Source organism: Ruegeria sp. F12, assembly GCF_056533885.1.
Genome location: NZ_JBQFOV010000001.1, coordinates 513,447 through 531,130, shown reverse-complemented (window position 1 = coordinate 531,130; position 17,684 = coordinate 513,447). Strand labels below are relative to the sequence as shown.

General features: G+C 57.8%; 19 protein-coding genes. 14 read left to right on the top strand and 5 right to left on the bottom strand.

Annotated elements, in window-relative coordinates:
• The first annotated feature begins 67 nt into the window (after positions 1-67).
• The 8 genes from bamA (at position 68) to ACR0CA_RS02645 (ending at position 7,503) form a co-directional block, all read left to right on the top strand.
• A complete protein-coding gene (gene bamA, locus ACR0CA_RS02680) occupies positions 68-2,428 on the top strand; it encodes an outer membrane protein assembly factor BamA (RefSeq protein WP_480897360.1) in 2,361 nt (786 codons plus the stop codon).
• A 7-nt stretch (positions 2,429-2,435) separates the two neighbouring features.
• Positions 2,436-3,020 carry an OmpH family outer membrane protein gene (locus ACR0CA_RS02675; protein ID WP_170790982.1) on the top strand — a complete coding sequence of 195 codons (585 nt, stop codon included), beginning with the start codon at positions 2,436-2,438 and terminating at the stop codon, positions 3,018-3,020.
• Between the two features lie 72 nt (positions 3,021-3,092).
• Positions 3,093-3,566 (top strand): 3-hydroxyacyl-ACP dehydratase FabZ, encoded by a 474-nt coding sequence (fabZ, locus tag ACR0CA_RS02670; RefSeq protein ID WP_170769704.1) that lies wholly within the window; start codon positions 3,093-3,095, stop codon positions 3,564-3,566.
• On the top strand, positions 3,563-4,348 hold the full coding sequence (gene lpxA / locus ACR0CA_RS02665; protein WP_170786696.1) for an acyl-ACP--UDP-N-acetylglucosamine O-acyltransferase: 786 nt from the start codon (positions 3,563-3,565) through the stop codon (positions 4,346-4,348). Before fabZ ends, lpxA begins: the two co-directional genes overlap by 4 nt.
• A gap of 4 nt (positions 4,349-4,352) precedes the next feature.
• A complete protein-coding gene (locus ACR0CA_RS02660; RefSeq protein WP_480897359.1) occupies positions 4,353-5,147 on the top strand; it encodes an LpxI family protein in 795 nt (264 codons plus the stop codon).
• The gene (gene lpxB, locus ACR0CA_RS02655; RefSeq protein WP_480897357.1) at positions 5,147-6,304 is read left to right on the top strand and encodes a lipid-A-disaccharide synthase; all 1,158 of its coding nucleotides are present in this window, start codon (positions 5,147-5,149) and stop codon (positions 6,302-6,304) included. Before ACR0CA_RS02660 ends, lpxB begins: the two co-directional genes overlap by 1 nt.
• Positions 6,304-6,879 carry a hypothetical protein gene (locus ACR0CA_RS02650; protein ID WP_170790975.1) on the top strand — a complete coding sequence of 192 codons (576 nt, stop codon included), beginning with the start codon at positions 6,304-6,306 and terminating at the stop codon, positions 6,877-6,879. The genes lpxB and ACR0CA_RS02650 overlap by 1 nt, the downstream gene beginning before the upstream one ends.
• 78 nt (positions 6,880-6,957) lie before the next feature.
• Positions 6,958-7,503: a carboxymuconolactone decarboxylase family protein gene (locus ACR0CA_RS02645; protein ID WP_480897355.1), complete on the top strand. Its 546-nt coding sequence runs from the start codon at positions 6,958-6,960 to the stop codon at positions 7,501-7,503.
• Here the strand turns inward: ACR0CA_RS02645 and mnmA are convergent.
• Positions 7,500-8,645, bottom strand: a complete 1,146-nt coding sequence (mnmA, locus tag ACR0CA_RS02640; protein WP_480897354.1) for a tRNA 2-thiouridine(34) synthase MnmA — start codon at positions 8,643-8,645, stop codon at positions 7,500-7,502. The two genes, ACR0CA_RS02645 and mnmA, sit on opposite strands and share 4 nt — an antisense overlap.
• Before the next feature lie 128 nt (positions 8,646-8,773).
• Between mnmA and sciP the strand changes: the two genes are divergently transcribed.
• From sciP to ACR0CA_RS02615, 5 genes are all read left to right on the top strand, one after another.
• On the top strand, positions 8,774-9,067 hold the full coding sequence (gene sciP, locus ACR0CA_RS02635; protein WP_480552107.1) for a CtrA inhibitor SciP: 294 nt from the start codon (positions 8,774-8,776) through the stop codon (positions 9,065-9,067).
• An 82-nt stretch (positions 9,068-9,149) separates the two neighbouring features.
• The gene (gene ctrA / locus ACR0CA_RS02630) at positions 9,150-9,866 is read left to right on the top strand and encodes a response regulator transcription factor CtrA (protein WP_170769711.1); all 717 of its coding nucleotides are present in this window, start codon (positions 9,150-9,152) and stop codon (positions 9,864-9,866) included.
• Between the two features lie 116 nt (positions 9,867-9,982).
• Positions 9,983-12,109, top strand: a complete 2,127-nt coding sequence (gene ligA, locus ACR0CA_RS02625) for an NAD-dependent DNA ligase LigA (protein ID WP_480897353.1) — start codon at positions 9,983-9,985, stop codon at positions 12,107-12,109.
• Positions 12,106-14,196: an ATP-dependent DNA helicase RecG gene (gene recG, locus ACR0CA_RS02620; protein WP_480897352.1), complete on the top strand. Its 2,091-nt coding sequence runs from the start codon at positions 12,106-12,108 to the stop codon at positions 14,194-14,196. Before ligA ends, recG begins: the two co-directional genes overlap by 4 nt.
• A 112-nt stretch (positions 14,197-14,308) precedes the next feature.
• Entirely contained in the window at positions 14,309-14,431 is a 123-nt protein-coding gene (locus ACR0CA_RS02615; protein WP_269150150.1) for a hypothetical protein, read from the top strand.
• A gap of 188 nt (positions 14,432-14,619) precedes the next feature.
• Here the strand turns inward: ACR0CA_RS02615 and ACR0CA_RS02610 are convergent, their stop codons facing one another.
• Together ACR0CA_RS02610 and ACR0CA_RS02605 are read right to left on the bottom strand one after the other, a co-directional pair.
• The gene (locus ACR0CA_RS02610) at positions 14,620-15,258 is read right to left on the bottom strand and encodes a MarC family protein (RefSeq protein WP_170769714.1); all 639 of its coding nucleotides are present in this window, start codon (positions 15,256-15,258) and stop codon (positions 14,620-14,622) included.
• 53 nt (positions 15,259-15,311) lie between these two features.
• Complete coding sequence (locus ACR0CA_RS02605; RefSeq protein ID WP_170769715.1) at positions 15,312-15,764, bottom strand: iron-sulfur cluster assembly scaffold protein; 453 nt, start codon at positions 15,762-15,764, stop codon at positions 15,312-15,314.
• A gap of 48 nt (positions 15,765-15,812) precedes the next feature.
• Here ACR0CA_RS02605 and hisI point away from each other — a divergent pair, with 48 nt between their 5' ends.
• Positions 15,813-16,202 carry a phosphoribosyl-AMP cyclohydrolase gene (gene hisI / locus ACR0CA_RS02600; RefSeq protein WP_480897351.1) on the top strand — a complete coding sequence of 130 codons (390 nt, stop codon included), beginning with the start codon at positions 15,813-15,815 and terminating at the stop codon, positions 16,200-16,202.
• On the opposite strand, the gene gluQRS is transcribed toward hisI, so the two are convergent.
• The gene (gluQRS, locus tag ACR0CA_RS02595; protein WP_480897350.1) at positions 16,188-17,066 is read right to left on the bottom strand and encodes a tRNA glutamyl-Q(34) synthetase GluQRS; all 879 of its coding nucleotides are present in this window, start codon (positions 17,064-17,066) and stop codon (positions 16,188-16,190) included. The two genes, hisI and gluQRS, sit on opposite strands and share 15 nt — an antisense overlap.
• On the bottom strand, positions 17,063-17,677 hold the full coding sequence (locus ACR0CA_RS02590) for a class I SAM-dependent DNA methyltransferase (protein ID WP_170769718.1): 615 nt from the start codon (positions 17,675-17,677) through the stop codon (positions 17,063-17,065). Before ACR0CA_RS02590 ends, gluQRS begins: the two co-directional genes overlap by 4 nt.
• Between the last annotated feature and the right edge of the window lie 7 nt (positions 17,678-17,684).

Here is a 17,684-nt window from a genome sequence, read left to right as displayed (position 1 = left end):
CTTTTGACAAGAATAATTAATCCCGTTACTCAGCTTCTAAGTCCTATAATTTTGGGTAGAGAAAAATATGACTGATCGGCGAGGCGCAGGCACATCCTGCGGAGGGCAGACGCTGGCAAACAAGATTTTGTGGCGGGCGCTATCCGTTTTTTCCTTTATTGTTCTGGTGGGTTTAGTTGCCCTGCCACAATCGGCAAAGGCGCAAAGTTTCATCATCAACTCCTTCGAGGTTGAGGGTAACCGGCGGATCGAAACGTCCACGATTATCGCTCGAACAGGGATCGAACCGGGGCAGACTGTCACCGCGGGAGAACTGAATGACGCGTTTCAGCGTTTGCTTGACAGTGGTGTTTTTGAAACAGTCGAACTGACGCCGCGCGGCAATACATTGGTGATCGAGGTTCAGGAATATCCAACGATCAACCAGATTAGCGTCGAAGGGAATCGCCGGGTCAAAGATGATGTCTTGCTCGAGGCGATTTCGTCAGAACCCCGACGTGTCTTTACCCCTCAGGCTGCCGAAGCCGATGCAGATTTGATCGCACAAGTCTACTCGGCGCAGGGCCGGGTTTCGGCGACGGTTATTCCGCGCATTATCCGACGCAGTGACAACCGCGTCGACCTTGTGTTTGAAGTGTCCGAAGGCACCACGATCGAGGTGGAGCGCGTCAGCTTTGTCGGGAACCGCGCCTTTACCGACCGTCGCTTGCGTCGCGTGCTGGAGTCTAAGCAGGCAAACATCCTTCGGACTTTCATTCGCAGCGATACGTTCATCGCCGACCGGATTGAGTTCGACAAACAGGTCATTCGGGATTTCTACCTATCCCGTGGCTATGTCGATTTCCGCGTCAACAGCACTAATGTTGAATTCACTCAGGAGCGCGACGCCTTTTTCCTGGTTATGAACATTACCGAGGGGCAGAAATTCTCGTTCGGGAACATCACAACAGTCAGTGAAATCCCAGGGGTGAACGCGGCGGAGTACCAAGCGGCGCTCAAAATCAAACCTGGGGTGACCTACACCCCGTCTTTGGTGGAAAATTCGATCGCCCGGCAAGAGCGGTTGGGCCTTAAACAAGGCGTCGATTTCCTGCGGGTTGAGCCACGGGTGACGCGCAATGCGCGCGAATTGACCCTGGACGTCGAGTTTGTCCTGACCCGTGGTCCGCGCATCTTTGTTGAACGGATCGATATCGAGGGCAACACCACCACGCTTGACCGTGTCATTCGCCGCCAATTCGATACGGTCGAGGGTGATCCGTTCAATCCACGCGAGATCCGTCAGGCCGCTGAGCGAATTCGGGCTCTGGGTTTCTTTGCCAACGCTGAAGTCGAACCGCGCGAAGGCTCAACCCCCAGTCAAGTCATCGTCGATGTGGATGTCGAGGAACAGCCTACTGGCTCGTTGAGCCTCGGCGGTAGCTTCTCCGCCTCGGATGGTTTCGGTATCGCGGTTGGCCTGACCGAGACGAACTTTCTGGGTCGCGGACAAACCCTAGGGCTGAACCTGTCGACGGCGCAGGATTCGGAACAGTATTCGTTGAATTTCACTGAACCTTTCCTGCTGGGACGCCGACTGCAATTCGATGTGGGTCTGGGCCTGGCGACTACAAACTCGAGCTTTGCCAGCTTTGACACCGACAGCCTGTTCTTCCGTCCCCAGCTGAGCTACGCCATCGGTGAACTGTCTTCTCTGCGTCTGCGCTATGAGTGGGATCGCAGTGAGATGACGCAGCAGGACAACGAAGTGAACGGTGTTGTCGTCGCGTCCGAGATTGCGCAGGGCGAACGGACAACGAGCGCTCTTGGTGTCTCGTATGTGTATGACAGCCGTCGTGGTGGCCTGAACCCCAATGCCGGAGTGCTGTTTGAGGTTGGCGTTGATGCCGCAGGTCTGGGTGGTGACAATGAGTTCTTCCAGACGACGGCCCGCGCGATCGCCCAAACTCGCGTCCTGAGCGAAGAGGTGGTTCTGCGTGCCTCTTTCGAACTGGGCGCATTGCACTGGACGGGGGATGATTTCAGCCGCACAGTCGACCGTTTTGTTCTTGGCCCCAGCACATTTCGCGGTTTTGAACCTGCCGGTCTGGGTCCGCGTGACCTGTCGAATGGTCAGGATGACGCCATTGGTGGCAACTATTACTGGGTCGCTCGGTTTGAATCGGACTTTCCTTTGGGCCTGCCCGAAGAACTGGGCCTGCGGGGCGGGGTGTTCTATGATGTCGGCAACCTCTACAATCTGGATGATGTGAACACAGCAGGAGCGGATATCGTGGGCGAGGACGGGTCGGTCCGGCACGTTGTTGGTGTTTCCGTGCTTTGGACGACACCCTTTGGTCCGCTGCGCTTCAACTTCTCGAAAGCGATCGTGAAAGAAGATTTTGACCAGGAACAGAACTTTGACCTGACCATTCAGGCACGGTTCTGATCCGTTCATGATGAGCTTCTGGAAGTCGTATCTACAGGGCCCTATCTGGGCCCTGTATTTTATTTTCATCCATGCCTTAGCGCTACCGCTTGAGGCACAGCAACTGGGTGTGCCAGAAACGACCGTGCTGACGATTTCCAGCGACCGTTTGTATTCGGATTCTGCCTTCGGTCAGCGCATATTGCGCGAGATTGAGGCTGAAGGAACTTTGCTGGCAGATGAAAACGAGCGCATCGTGGCTGAGTTAAGCCGCGAAGAAAAAGAATTGACCGAAAAGCGGGCTGAAATGCCAGCAGATGAGTTCCGTCCCTTGGCCGAGGCATTCGACAGCAAAGTTCAGTCCCACAGAGATGGCCAACGGGCCAAGTTGGATGCCTTGGCGCGTCGCAGCGATGAGGCGCAACAGTTGTTTTTTGAAATGATCCAGCCAGTTCTCATTGAACTGTTGCGCGACTCTGGCGCGACCGTGATTATTGAACGCTCCAGCGTCTTTCTAAGCTCGGACAGGACGGATGTGACCGAGATCGCGATTGGACGGATCAACGCGGCCATTGGCGATGGTAGCGCCCTTGAAAAGAATGGCGACCAATAGGTTCGCTTGCCCTTGCGGCGCTGTGTTGCTAACCACGCGTCCAAGAGAAATCCATAACGGGACGACCAAAAGATGACCTCGGAAACAAAAAGCGCAGATATTCAGCTGATCCAGCGGATCTTGCCACATCGCTATCCGTTTTTGCTGGTTGATAAAGTTGTCGATATCTCAGGCTATCAATCCGCCGTTGGCATCAAGAATGTCACCATGAACGAGCCCCATTTTCAGGGCCACTTTCCCGGCACCCCAATCATGCCCGGTGTCACCATCGTCGAAGCGATGGCGCAAACCGCAGGTGTGATGCTTGGTGTCGGCATGGACGTGATCGACAGCGAGCTGTTGATCTACTTCATGAATATCGACAAGTGCAAATTCCGCCGCAAGGTCGTACCCGGTGATGTGCTGGAAATGCATGTGGAAACCGTGCGCGGTAAGAAGGGCGGCAAGATCTTCAAATTCGCCGGCCGCGCGACCGTTGATGGCGAAGTTGCGGCCGAGGCCGAATTCTCTGCCTATGTGGACTGGGACATGGAAAAAACGACATGAGCGGCATTCACCCAAGCGCGATCATCGAAGACGGTGCGCAAGTCGGTGAAGGCTGTGTCATCGGGCCGTTTTGCTATGTCGGTTCCCAGGTCAAGCTGGGCGACCGGGTCGAGTTGAAGTCGCATGTTGTGGTCACCGGCGATACGGTGATCGGCGATGAAACCGTCGTTTTCAATTTCTCGGTCATCGGTGAAATCCCGCAGGACCTGAAATTCGGTGGCGAAAACACGCGGCTGGAGATCGGCAAACGCAACCGCATTCGCGAGCATGTAACGGTAAACACCGGCACCGAGGGTGGTGGTGGCGTGACCCGGATCGGCGATGACTGTCTTCTGATGGCAGGCGTCCATGTGGCTCATGACGTTCAGATCGGTAATCGTGTGATCATGGTGAACCATGCGGGTGCCGCTGGGCATTGCATCATCGAGGATGACGTGATCGTTGGCGGTATCTCGGGTCTGCACCAATGGGTGCGCGTCGGTCGTGGCGCAATCATCGGTGCTTTGACCATGGTCCCCAATGATGTGATCCCTTATGGCCTTGTTCAGGCTCCGCGCGGGGAACTGGACGGGCTGAATCTGGTCGGCTTGAAACGCAAAGGTGTGTCGCGCGAAGATATCTCGGCCCTGCGGGCGGCGTTCAAGGAACTTTCGACCGGCGACGGTACATTCATGGAGCGCGCCCATCGCGTCGGAGCCAAGAATGAAAGCGAATATGTCCAGCGGATCGTGGACTTCGTAACCGGGCAGACCGACCGCTCTTTCCTGACACCGAGGAAGTAAGCCCATGCTGGCTGTGATCGCGGGAACCGGCGCTTTGCCTGCCGAGGTGGTCGACCAACTGGCTAACCGCCCGGTGATCTGCGCGATGGAAGGGTTCGCGCCCGACACTCTGGACGTGGATATGACCTTCCCGCTTGAGCAGTTGGGGACATTCATCGCGGATTTGAAAGCACGCGGCGTAACGCAGATTTGCATGGCAGGCGCGGTGCGGCGCCCTGCAATTGATCCAAGCCGGATTGATGCCGCGACCATGCCTTTGGTGCCCATCTTGCAACAGGCCATCATGTCCGGCGACGATGGGGCCTTGCGCGCGGTGATCGGGATTTTTGAAGATGCGGGCCTACAGGTCCGTGCCGCCCATGAAGTCGTGCCAGCCCTTTTGCCAGCTCTTGGACCGCTGACCGAGGCTCAGCCATCGGACGCGGACCTGTCTGACGCCATTCGGGCAGCTGGGATCGTTCGCGCCATGGGTGCTGCGGATATCGGGCAAGCTTGCGTCGTCTCGAAGGGGCAAGCGCTGGCGGTCGAGGGGATTTTCGGGACCGCCTGGATGCTGAAATCGCTGACACAACGGCCCGATGCGGGCGGAGGCGTCCTGTTCAAGGCCCCCAAACCCGATCAGGATCGACGTGCCGATTTGCCTGCGATTGGCCCGGATACCGTCGCGGATGCAGTGGCCGCCGGGCTGTCTGGTATCGTCATTGAAAAGGGTGGGGTGATGGTGCTGCAACGGCCGCAAGTCATCGCCGAATGTGACCGGCTGGGACTGTTTCTTTACGTGCGCGAGCGGACGAACTGATGCGCGTTTTCGTGGTCGCCGGTGAACCTTCAGGCGACCGCTTGGGTGGCGCACTGATGGAAGGGCTGCGCAGTCTTCAACCCGATGTGCAGTTCGACGGAGTCGGCGGCCCTCTGATGCAGGCGCAAGGATTAAACAGCCGCTTTCCCATGTCCGAGCTTTCGGTGATGGGGCTGGTCGAGGTCCTGCCCAAGTTCTTTCATCTCAAACGTCGCATAGCCGAGACTGCTCAGGCAGTTCTGGACATGCAACCTGATGTTCTGATCACCATCGACAGCCCCGATTTCTCGCTTCGCGTCGCCAAGCTGGTAAAAGCGCAAAGCAACATTCGTACGGTGCATTACGTGGCCCCCAGCGTCTGGGCTTGGCGACCGGGGCGGGCGGACAAGATGGCCAAGGTCATCGACCACGTTCTGGCGCTATTGCCGTTCGAGCCGCCCTATATGGAACGCGCGGGGATGGAATGTGATTTCGTCGGCCATCCCGTCGCAAGTGAACCCATAGCAACCGAGGACGATATTGCCGCGTTCCGCAACGCTTATGATCTGGGGAATGCGCCGATCCTCTTGACCTTGCCCGGTTCGCGCCGGGGCGAGGTTGATCGCTTGGCCCCAGTCTTTGGACAGGCACTTGACCTTTATCTGCGCGATCACCTCGATACGCGCATAGTGGTACCTGCCGTAGCTCATATGGTCGAGACGGTTCAGGCGCATCTGGAAAACTGGCCCGGTAATCCAGTTGTTGTAGATCCCCGCAACTTGCCCGCGGATGAGGCAACCGCACAAAAACGCGCAGCCTTTGCAGCCGCGGATCTGGCTCTGGCTGCCTCTGGAACCGTGTCACTGGAACTGGCAGCGCAGGCGACGCCGATGGTCATCGCCTATCGTTTGAGCTGGCTGACGCAAAAGATGGCCGAGCGGATGGTCAAACTCGATACGGTCACACTGGTCAATCTGGTGTCCGAGACCCGCACCGTGCCCGAATGCCTGCTTGATGAATGCCAGCCAAACAAGATCGCCGAGGCGTTGGGGCAGGTGGCGGCAACGCCCGATCTTCAACAGCAGGCGATGGCTGAGACAATGCAGCGATTGGGCCGGGGTGGCGAAGCGCCGGGCGTACGCGCCGCCCGCGCCGTGCTGGAGCGGATGGCAGGCTGATGCTCGACCACGTTCTTTTTGCGGCCTCGGCCGGATTGGCCATGATCTCGACCAATCTGGACAATCTGGCGGTGCTGCTGGGCCTGATCCTGATTATCGAGCAACGCCGCGCCATCGCAGGATTTGCGGTTGCACAGGCCATGGTCTTGTCCCTCGCAATGATCGTGGCAATCGGGTTGGATCAAAGCGGCATCCCCGAGTGGATTGGATACCTGGGCGTCATCCCCTTGGTGTTCGGCTTGCGCGGCATCTGGCAGCAATATCGCGGGGACGCGGGCGAGGACATAAGCGCGAAAGGTGCTGTCAGTTCGGTTGTAACCCTGTTTCTCAGCCTGTCGGTCGACAGCTTTGCCGTCATGACCCCGCTACTGGCCGATTCCACACCTTCTTTCCGACTGGCCGCCCTGCTGGGTGCTGCAGTGGCCGCGTTCCTATTGGTCGCGGTGGCGGCTTGGGGGGCGCCTCGGGCTAAAAGCCTCGGGCCGCAAGTGGCGCGCCTGGACCGGATCGCGCCGTATGTCATGGTGTGCGTCGGGCTCTATATCCTGTTCAACTCCCCCACCGATCTGTTGTGATGCGTTGACCAAATCGGTGTCATCAGGTCTTTATGGCCCACCGTCAAGACCAGCCATGTCCGGTGAAGGAGAAATTTGATGTCCCGAATTTCGCCCCTTGGCGACGACGACATGACCGAGGCCGCGCGCGCCTCTCGGGCCCTACTTGGGGCGTATGGGCCATTCGACAATTGGGCGCGCATTGCTGCCCATAGCCCTGCGGTGTTGGAACACGTTGCTGAGATGCTGACGGCATTCAAGGCGCAAGAAAACCTGCCGCGCCGTGCGTTGGAACTGGCGATGGTTACGGTGTCCAAATTGAACGCCTGCGACTATTGCGTATCGCATCACACTCCCCAACTGACCGTGACAGGGTTAAGCCCTGATGGCGCGGCGCGTCTGCCGGATGTCGAAAATCACCCCGAACTGGACGATTGCGACAAAGCGGTCGTTCGCTATGCCGAGGCGGTCACGACGCGGTCAGGCCGGATGCGCGATGCCGAAGTCTCGGACCTGCGCGCATGGTTCAACGATTCTCAGATCGTGGAACTGACATGGCGCATTGCCCTGACCGGCGCGTTCAACCGCTTCAACGATGCGCTGCAAGTCGAGATCGAGACCGAGATCGCGCCCGTTTCGGCCTAGTAGCCGCGCCAGATCCAACCGCCGCCAAAGATACGGCTGCCCTCAGATGCATAGAACACGCAGGCCTGACCGGGTGAGACGCCTTCCTCGGGTGTCAGCAGTTCAACCTCGGCGGTGGTGTCGGACAGGGGACGAATGATTGCCTCGCGCGGGGGGCGGGTCGAGCGGACTTTGACCTTCAGATGCCATTCATCGCGCGACGTAAACGGGTCATCACCCAGCCAGTTGATCTCCCGCACCGGGATTGTGCGGGTGGCCAACATCTCTTTGGGGCCGACGACAACCTGTTTCGTGTCCACATCCAGCTTGACCACATAAAGCGGCTCGGTCAGGCCGCCGATGCCCAGGCCACGGCGTTGACCGATTGTGTAATGGATCACTCCATCATGCTGCGCCAATACACGGCCATCGGCATGCACGATCTCACCCGGTTCAGCTGCGCCGGGGCGCAGTTTCTCGATAACGCTGGCATAGTTGCCATTGGGCACAAAACAGATGTCCTGACTGTCCGGCTTGTCGGCCACGGCCAACCCATATTGTGCTGCCATCTCGCGCGTTGCATCCTTCGAGGGCAGGTGGCCCAGAGGAAAGCGTAGGTAGTCCAACTGTTCAGGCGTGGTGGAGAACAGGAAATAGGACTGATCGCGGTTCGCATCCTCGGCGCTGTGCAACTCGGGACCGTTGGGGCCCATCTTGCGCTGAATATAGTGACCGGTGGCCATGCAGTCGGCTTCAAGGTCCTTGGCGGTTTCCAGCAGGTCCTTGAACTTCACCCGCTCATTGCAACGGATGCAGGGCACCGGGGTGGCACCGGCCAAATAACTGTCGGCGAATTCGTCAATCACCGCGTCCTTGAAGATGTTCTCATAGTCCAGGACGTAGTGGGGAAAGCCACGTTCTTCCGCCACACGCCGCGCATCGTGGATGTCGATACCCGCACAGCAGGCGCCTTTCTTGGCCAAGGCCGCGCCATGGTCATAGAGCTGCAAGGTCACGCCGACCACGTCATAGCCCTGATCGGCCAGATGCGCTGCCACAACGGAACTGTCCACGCCACCGGACATAGCGACAACCACCCGCGTTTCCGAGGGCGGTTTGGCAAAGCCAAGCGAGTTCAGCGGGGTCTCGGTATCGAGGGCCATGACGATTCCAGTGCGGGTTAAGAAAGACCGGCAGAATATAGGAAAATTCTACACACTCTCAAGAGGCGGTTTCACCGCACATTAAGTAGGCTGGTGTCAGCTTTGTCGCAGCAGAAAAGGTTGGAAAGATGTATTTGCACAAAGTTGAAGGGCCACGGTCCGTAACCCTGCCGGATGGAACGGTTTTATCGCGTGCAGACCTGCCACCGGACGACACGACACGCTGGGTGGCGTCCCGCAAGGCAATAGTAGTGCGCGGGGTACTATACGGCTTGATCGCACTGTCGGATGCCAAGAAACGCTATGGGCTAAGCGATGAGGAGTTCAACTCGTGGGTTTCAGCCGTGGCAGAGCATGGAACGGACGCTCTGAAGGCGACTTCATTAAAAAAATATCGACAACTCAAAGTAGAACGTGAATAAATGATTCAACGGTAACGTCAGATTAACCATTTTTGATCAGGCTCAGTTTGAATTGGTAAATTGAACCGAATTGGAGCAGTAAATGCGTATACTTCTTGTCGAGGATGACCCCACCACGTCGAAAAGCATCGAGCTGATGCTGACGCACGCCAACCTGAACGTCTATGCGACGGATCTGGGTGAGGAAGGGATCGATCTGGCAAAACTCTATGACTACGACCTGATTTTGCTGGACCTGAACCTGCCGGACATGAACGGTCATGAGGTTTTGCGCCAATTGCGCGTTGCGCGCGTTGAAACACCGATTCTGATATTGTCGGGCGCAGATGATACCGAAAGCAAGATCAAGGGCTTCGGCTTTGGCGCAGATGACTATATGACCAAGCCTTTCCACCGCGAAGAGCTGGTGGCCCGCATTCACGCAATCATACGACGCTCCAAGGGGCATTCGCAATCGGTCATTCACACCGGTCAGGTCGCTGTGAACCTTGATGCCAAGACCGTCGAGGTCGAAGGAAAGACCGTGCATTTGACCGGCAAGGAATACCAGATGCTCGAACTTCTGAGCCTGCGAAAAGGCACAACGCTGACCAAAGAGATGTTCCTGAACCATCTCTATGGTGGAATGGATGAGCCCGAGCTGAAGATTATCGACGTATTCATCTGCAAACTGCGTAAGAAACTCAGCAATGCAACGGGTGGTGACAACTACATCGAAACCGTCTGGGGCCGGGGCTATGTGCTGCGCGACCCGCAAAGCAACAGCGTCGATGAACGTCGCATGGCCGTCGGGGCCTAAAACAGATCTGCCGCTTTGGTCCGGGGCGGCTCCCTCACTCACTGAACAGCACATCTGGACCTGACCATGGCCTCGCCCTATCACTGAGGTCCAAGAAGACGTGACAGGGCGGGGCTATGGGCGATTCACTTCCGGTTTCAGAGCTGACAGAAGACAGCGCGCGCGCAGAACTTGCGCGGTTGGCCGAACTGCTGGCGCGGGCCAATACGCAGTATCACACGCAGGACGCGCCCGAGATTTCGGACGCGGAATATGATGATCTCAAACGTCGCAATACCGAGATCGAGAAGCGCTTTCCCCATCTGAAACGCGCAGACAGCCCATCCGAACAGGTCGGCGCCAAGCCGGGTGATGGGTTTTCAAAAGTGACCCACGCCGTACGCATGATGTCGCTGGGCAATGCGTTCGATGATGAAGATGTCGGCGACTTCACCCGTTCAATCCGAAAATATTTGGGCCTTGGCGACGATGCTCCGCTAGCGTTTACGGCTGAACCCAAGATTGACGGCCTGTCCCTGTCCTTGCGGTATAAAGACGGCCACTTGGTGCAAGCCGCAACGCGTGGAGATGGCGAGGTTGGCGAAAACGTCACCGCGAATGCACGCACCATCTCGGACATTCCGCACCGATTGGAGAATGCTCCGGCGGTGCTTGAAGTGCGGGGCGAGGTTTACATGTCGCACGCGGATTTCGATCAGTTGAACGCGCGGCAAGCGGAGGCAGGCGAGAAGACATTCGCCAACCCACGAAACGCGGCTGCAGGATCGCTACGGCAACTGGATTCTGCGATTACTCGGGCGCGACCATTGCGCTTTTTCGCTTATGCTTGGGGAGAGCTGTCCGCGCCCTTGGCTGAGACGCAAATGGGCGCCATTGAACGGCTTAAGCAGTACGGCTTTTCGACCAACCCCCTGACGGCCCTGTGTGAGACGACGCATCATATGCTGGACCACTATCGTGGGATCGAAGCCCAGAGGGCAACACTTGGCTATGACATTGATGGTGTCGTCTACAAGGTCAATGATCTTGCGTTGCAAGCGCGATTGGGGTTCCGGTCGACCACGCCACGTTGGGCGATCGCTCATAAATTCCCCGCTGAACTGGCCTGGACCCGGTTGGAGGCCATCGACATCCAGGTCGGTCGTACCGGAGCGCTCAGTCCTGTGGCTCGGCTACACCCGGTGACGGTCGGCGGTGTGGTCGTCTCGAACGCGACCCTGCACAATGAAGACTACATTGCCGGGCGCGACGCCAAAGGCGGGACCATCCGGGACGACAAAGATATTCGCGTCGGCGACTGGGTGCAGGTCTATCGCGCAGGGGATGTGATCCCAAAAATTGCAGATGTTGATATCTCAAAACGCCCTGATGATGCGGTCGAATTCACCTTTCCGAAAACCTGTCCGGAATGCCAAAGCCAGGCAATCCGCGAGGAAGGTGATGCCGTTCGGCGGTGCACGGGCGGCATCATTTGCCCCGCACAGGCCACTGAAAAACTGAAACATTTCGTCTCACGCAAGGCCTTCGACATTGAAGGTCTAGGGGCCAAACAGATCGAAATGTTCTATGACGATCCTGATCTGTCCGTCAAAACGCCCGTCGATATCTTTACGCTGCAAACGCGTGACGCGGCAAATCTGAATAAGCTGGCCAATCGCAAGGGATGGGGTGCGCAAAGCGCGGGCAACCTTTGGGCTGCGATTGACGAAAAACGCCTTATCCCGTTTGGGCGGCTGCTGTTTGCCCTTGGGATTCGCCACATGGGCGAGGCGGCCTCAAACCTGGTGGCGACCCATTACGGAGAATGGTCTGAATTTGAGCGGGCGGTGACGGCCGCCTCCGGGTTCGACGGGCCGGAATGGGATGAATTGCTGAGCATTGACGGCATCGGCGAGGTGATGGCGCGCGCGCTTGTGTCCGCCTTCGCACAAGAGGCCGAGCGGGCGAGCATCGACGCTCTGGTCGCGCAGCTTGAGGTTCAACCAGCCAAACGGCCCGACACCGATGGCAGTCCGGTGGCCGGAAAGACCGTGGTTTTCACCGGCACGCTTGAAAAAATGACGCGGGCGGAGGCGAAAGCACGTGCCGAGGCGCTAGGGGCGAAGGTGTCCGGTTCGGTCAGCAAAAAGACCGACCTTCTGGTGGCGGGTCCCGGTGCAGGGTCTAAGGCCAAGAAGGCCGCTGAATTGGGGATCGAGACACTGGACGAGGATGGCTGGCTACACCTGATAGGCGCGGCATGACCGGACGACCAGAAATCCTGTTTCCCCTGTTTGCCGGGTTGGAAACGCTTGATGGGGTTGGTCCCAAGACGGCGCAGCTTTTGACCCAAAGCGGAACCGAAGCGCCGCGTGATGTCTTGTTCGGTCTGCCTTACGCTGTGATCGACCGGCGACGGCGGGACACGATCCAAGGGGCAGATTTACCCTCGACCCTGACGGTAGAGGTTACGGTCGGCGCGCATCGGCCCGCACGAAACAAGGGCGGAGCCTATCGCGTTCATGTCGAAGATGCGCAGACAGAATTTCAGCTTGTGTTTTTCCATGCCCGCGGGGACTACCTGAAAAAGGTGTTGCCGCAGGGCGATCGGCGTGTGGTTTCGGGAAAGTTGGAGCTGTTCGACGGAATGGCGCAGATGGTACATCCCGACCACATTCTCCCGATCGAGAGCGCAGGGGATATCCCAGAATTCGAACCCGTTTATCATCTGACGCAAGGCGTGACCCAGAAAACGGCCTATAAGGCTGCGCGCAGTGCGCTTGCACGGGCACCGAAACTGGCAGAGTGGATAGATCCGTCACAGATCGGCAGAGAGCAGTGGCCTAACTGGTTCGATGCGGTTACTGCGGCGCACAACCCCTTGGGGGCAGATGACGTGTCACCTCATGCCCCGGCGCGAGCGCGATTGGCTTATGATGAGTTCTTTGCGCATCAGGTGACTTTGGCCCTCGCGCGTCAACGGGAACGCAAGGCGCGGGGGATTGTCAGTGTGGCGACCGGGCGGTTGCAATCCAGGGTTCTGGCAGATTTGCCCTACAAACCCACCGGCGCGCAGATGCGGGCGATTGATCAGATCACCGAGGATATGGCCTCGGACGCGCGGATGAACCGCTTGCTTCAGGGCGATGTCGGCGCTGGTAAAACGCTGGTGGCTTTCATGGCTCTGTTGGTCGCGGTCGAGGCGGGCGGGCAGGGTGTCATGATGGCCCCAACCGAGATTCTGGCGCGACAGCATCTGGAAGGGTTGCGCCCCTTGGCCGAAAGCGCGGGGATCGTGCTGGAGATCCTGACCGGGCGCGATAAAGGCGCGGAGCGGCGCGCAAAGCTTGAAGCGCTACAACGGGGCAATATCCATATACTCGTCGGCACTCATGCGGTGTTCCAATCTGACGTCGCCTTCCGCGATTTGCGCCTTGCCATCGTGGATGAACAACACCGGTTCGGTGTGCGGCAAAGGATGGAGTTATCGGAAAAGGGACAGGGCGCGGATGTGTTAGTGATGACGGCGACGCCGATCCCACGCAGTCTCGCGTTGGCGCAGTATGGGGACATGGACGTTTCGGTTCTGGACGAAAAACCACCTGGGCGAAAGCCTGTGAAAACAGCGGTGATCAGCACGGAACGGATTGACGAAGTCGTCGCCCATCTGCAGCGGGCCATCGACGAGGGACGTCAGTGCTACTGGGTTTGCCCGCTGGTCGACGAATCCGAAGTGTCGGATCTGACCGCCGCAGAAGAACGGTTCAAAAGGTTGCGCGCGGTTCTGGGGGAAGGGATCGTGGGGCTGGTTCACGGTCAGATGCCGCCAGCCGACAAGGATGCCGCGATGAAAGCCTTTCAGGAAGGAAAGACAAAGGTTCTGGTCGCGACCACCGTGATTGAGGTTGGTGTAAACGTACCCAACGCGTCGATCATGGTGATCGAACGCGCCGAGATTTTTGGACTGGCGCAGTTGCATCAGCTGCGCGGTCGGGTCGGGCGGGGTGAAGCGGATTCGACTTGTCTGCTGATGTATCAACCTCCGCTAACGGACGGCGGTCGGAAACGGCTGGAGATTCTTCGCGAAACCGAAGACGGATTTCGCATCTCGGAAACCGATCTTGAGATGCGCGGTGCGGGCGATTTGATCGGGACCGCCCAATCAGGCCTGCCAAAATTCAGAATTGCGGATATCGAGCGACAAGCCGGGTTGATGGCAACGGCCCAGACGGATGCGCGCGCGCTGCTGGCCAAAGACCCCAAGCTGACCTCGGATCGGGGCCGGGCAGTTCGTGTTCTTTTGTGGATGATGCGGCAGGATCAGGCGATCCGTTTAATTTCAGTGGGTTAGTCGAAAAGTTCGCGCAAGTTCACAAATGTTCTTAAAAAGTTCTTTACCGACTCGGTAAAATATGAGAACAAAAGGTCAACAAAGGATTAAAGCTCTGACCGGAGGTGACCTCATGCTGACCCAGATCAAAACCGCTATCAGCCGCTCGCACGCCACTTTGCTGCAAGATGCTGCCGGTGCTGTGTCTTTGGTCGTTATCCTGATGGTTGCCCTGCACCTGCCCGGAGCGTTCTGACCCTTTCTGCCTGCGATCTCATGCCGACAACGCCGCGCTGTCATCCCCATCTCAGTCAAGGGTGACCTGCCTGTCCCAATTCCCTTGAAGGGGCCATGCCTCGGCCCCGTGCGGTATACCGGACCCCACATGAGACACGCACAACCTGCCGCCGCCCTTTCCGCCCGGAAGGTGCGGCGGTTTTTTTTTTAGAGCTGTCCGGTGCGAATAATCTCGAGCACTGCCGACAAAACTGAGTTCACAGCGACCGAAGCCAAGATCATCCCCATGACCCGGCTGATAATCGCAGCGCCCGAGTGGCCAATTAGGCGAATGATCGGCTCAGCCAGCAGCATCAATACAAACGCAATGGCGATGACCGAGATCATAACCAGGGCCGTAATCCCCTGATCCGCAATGCTATATCGGTTGTTGTCGGTCAGAATCACGATGGCCAGCATGGCGCCGGGCGAGGCCAGAGACGGCACCGCCAGTGGGAAGATCGCCGGATTGTGCTGGTGCGACGTATCTTTCTCGTCATCTTCAGCGGCGCGTTGTTCCACATCCTGTTTGCTTTCGCCAAAGATCATAGTCAGCGCAAAAAGAAACAGGATGATCCCACCTGCGACCTGAAAGGAATTGAGACCGATATCCAACGCCTCGATCAACAATTGACCGAAGACGAGGAAGAACAACAAAACTCCGGCACTGATCACCGAGGCTAACAGCGCCATTTTTCGTCGTGCTGCAGCGCCCAGTCCAGCTGTCACCGCTATGAAGACCGGAATGGTGCCGATGGGATCAATGACGACCCACAGCGTTACAAAATGTTCAAGCAGATTGTTCACCGCGCCCCCTGCATTTCCAAAAGGTTAGACCGGATGCGCGAAAAACGCCATGTTCAGGCGCAGTTGGCTTGCTCGGCCTGTTCCATTGCTTCGGCGGTCGCATCCAAAGCCAACAGGATCGACGCGTGCCGGTTTTTGTAGTCACGCGCAGGCATCAGCACCTCAAGCCCGTCAAACGGTGCATCGGGGGCAGGGCCGTCCTTCTTAAGCATGGCCGCCAGTTGATCCCGCGCGGCTTCGACCTGAGCACGGGTGGCACCGATCACCGCTCCGCCAACAACAGCGGCCGAGGCCTGACCCAAAGCACAGGCTTTCACATCCTGCCCAAACTCTGAAATCCGACCGTCCGTCAGCTTGACATCCACAGTCACCGTCGACCCACACAAGGGCGAGCGTTTCTTCACCGTCGCGTCGGGATCGCTCAGGCGATCCAGATGCGGAATATCCGCCGCCAGCGCCAGAATACGGCCGGAATACAGCTTGATCAGATCATTGTCGCCGGACATGGCTTTCCCTCGGTTCGTGTTCCCCATACATAGTAAGCATCCACCCGGATGCAAAAGGTTTTTACGATGACGACCCCTGCGACTTTTGACCCATTGACCCTGACGTTCAACGAGACTGGGCTGATCCCGGCCATCGCACAGGACGCAGACAGCAACGAAGTGCTAATGATGGCGTGGATGAACGCAGATGCCATCCGTAAAACGTTGCAGACCGGCCGGGTGACGTATTGGTCCCGGTCCCGACAATCCTTTTGGACAAAGGGCGAAAGCTCGGGCCACGTACAAGAGTTGGTCGACTTCCGCGTGGATTGCGACCGAGATTGCCTGTTGGTGATTGTTCGGCAAACAGGACCGGCCTGCCATACGAACCGGCGTAGCTGTTTCTACACCGCTGTGCGCGACGGTGACGAAACAGAACTGATGTCACCGATGGTCTAACCCGATCATAGCGCGGATATCGGCGGGCGAAACGCCCTCGTCGCGGTATTTCGAGATGGCGCGCGCATCGTCGCGTTTGGCCAATCTCTTGCCAGCATCATCGCGGATCAGTTTGTGGTGGTGGTAGATGGGCTGGGGAAGATCCAGAAGCGCCTGCAGAACCACATGAATGCGGGTGGCGTCGAACAAATCCTGCCCACGGACCACATGCGTCACATTCTGCGCGGCATCGTCCAGCACTACCGACAGGTGGTACGACGTGCCCATATCTCGCCGGGACAGCACGACATCTCCGATTGTGTCGGTCAGTTCCCGATCCGAGAAGAAGACACAGCCCGTGCTTCCACATGGTCCGCAACCGGTTTCAAAGAACTGAAATTCATTCGTGACCTTAACAGTTTGCGCGGCTTTCTGCATGTCCAGACGCAGCGGAATATCGCGTGGCACCGGACCTGAGCGATCTGCTTTCTCGCGGCACGTACCGGGATAAACGATACCGTCTGGTCCCAGCAAAGGCGCGCCTTCTTGTGGTGCGCTGGCCGCCGCGGCAATATCGCGCCGGTTGCAGGTGCAGGGATACAGAAGGCCGCGTGACCACAATTGCTGCAACGCGATCTCATATACCTCCATCCGCGTCGACTGCCGAAGGACGGGTTCGGGCCATGTCAAACCCAACCATGATAGGTCGTAGTACATCTGCTCTTCCCAATGTGAACGAGCGCGGGTGCGGTCAATGTCTTCGATCCTCAGCAAGAACTGACCTTCGTGCTGCCGCGCCAAGTCGCTGGCCAGCAAAGCCGAATAAGCGTGACCAAGATGAAGAGGGCCGGTTGGGGATGGCGCAAACCGAGTGGTGAAAATCACGCTTTTTCAACAATGTAGACGTCAGATTTCAGGTCCATACCCGGCAGGTGCGGACCGTATTCCCGAAAAAGCAGCCGGGCGGCCCCGATATCAAGCCAATCGTTCAATCGACAGGTGTAGCTGTAATCCTTAAGCGTGTGATCATTAAATGAAAACGCCAACAATCCACCCTTGGGCAGCGCCTTCATCAGCATGTCGAAAGTCTCAGGAGGTGCCGCCCCGACGCTGATTACACCGATCGCTGCAATTGCCTTGTAGGCCCCTGCGTTCACCGGATTGGGATTGGAAATCTCGAATGAGGACAGCTGTCGGTAAACGCCTTTGGATTCGGCCTCTTCCAGCATTCTGGGTGTGGGATCTATGCCGTCGATAACTTCGAACCCGGCGGTCCGCAGCGCCTGACCAGACAGCCCGGTGCCGCAGCCATAGTCAAGGATCGGCGTCTGAGGTTCGGGGAGTTTCGACCACAGCGCCTCGGCCACACGGGTTGGGGTAATATAGCCGTGCGATGCGACCTCGCTATCGTATGAGGATGCCCATTTCTGATAGTGGTCGCGGGTTGCCTCGGGAGTGTCCAGCCCGTAGACGTCTTTCATGTATTCGTCGCTCATGCCCCCA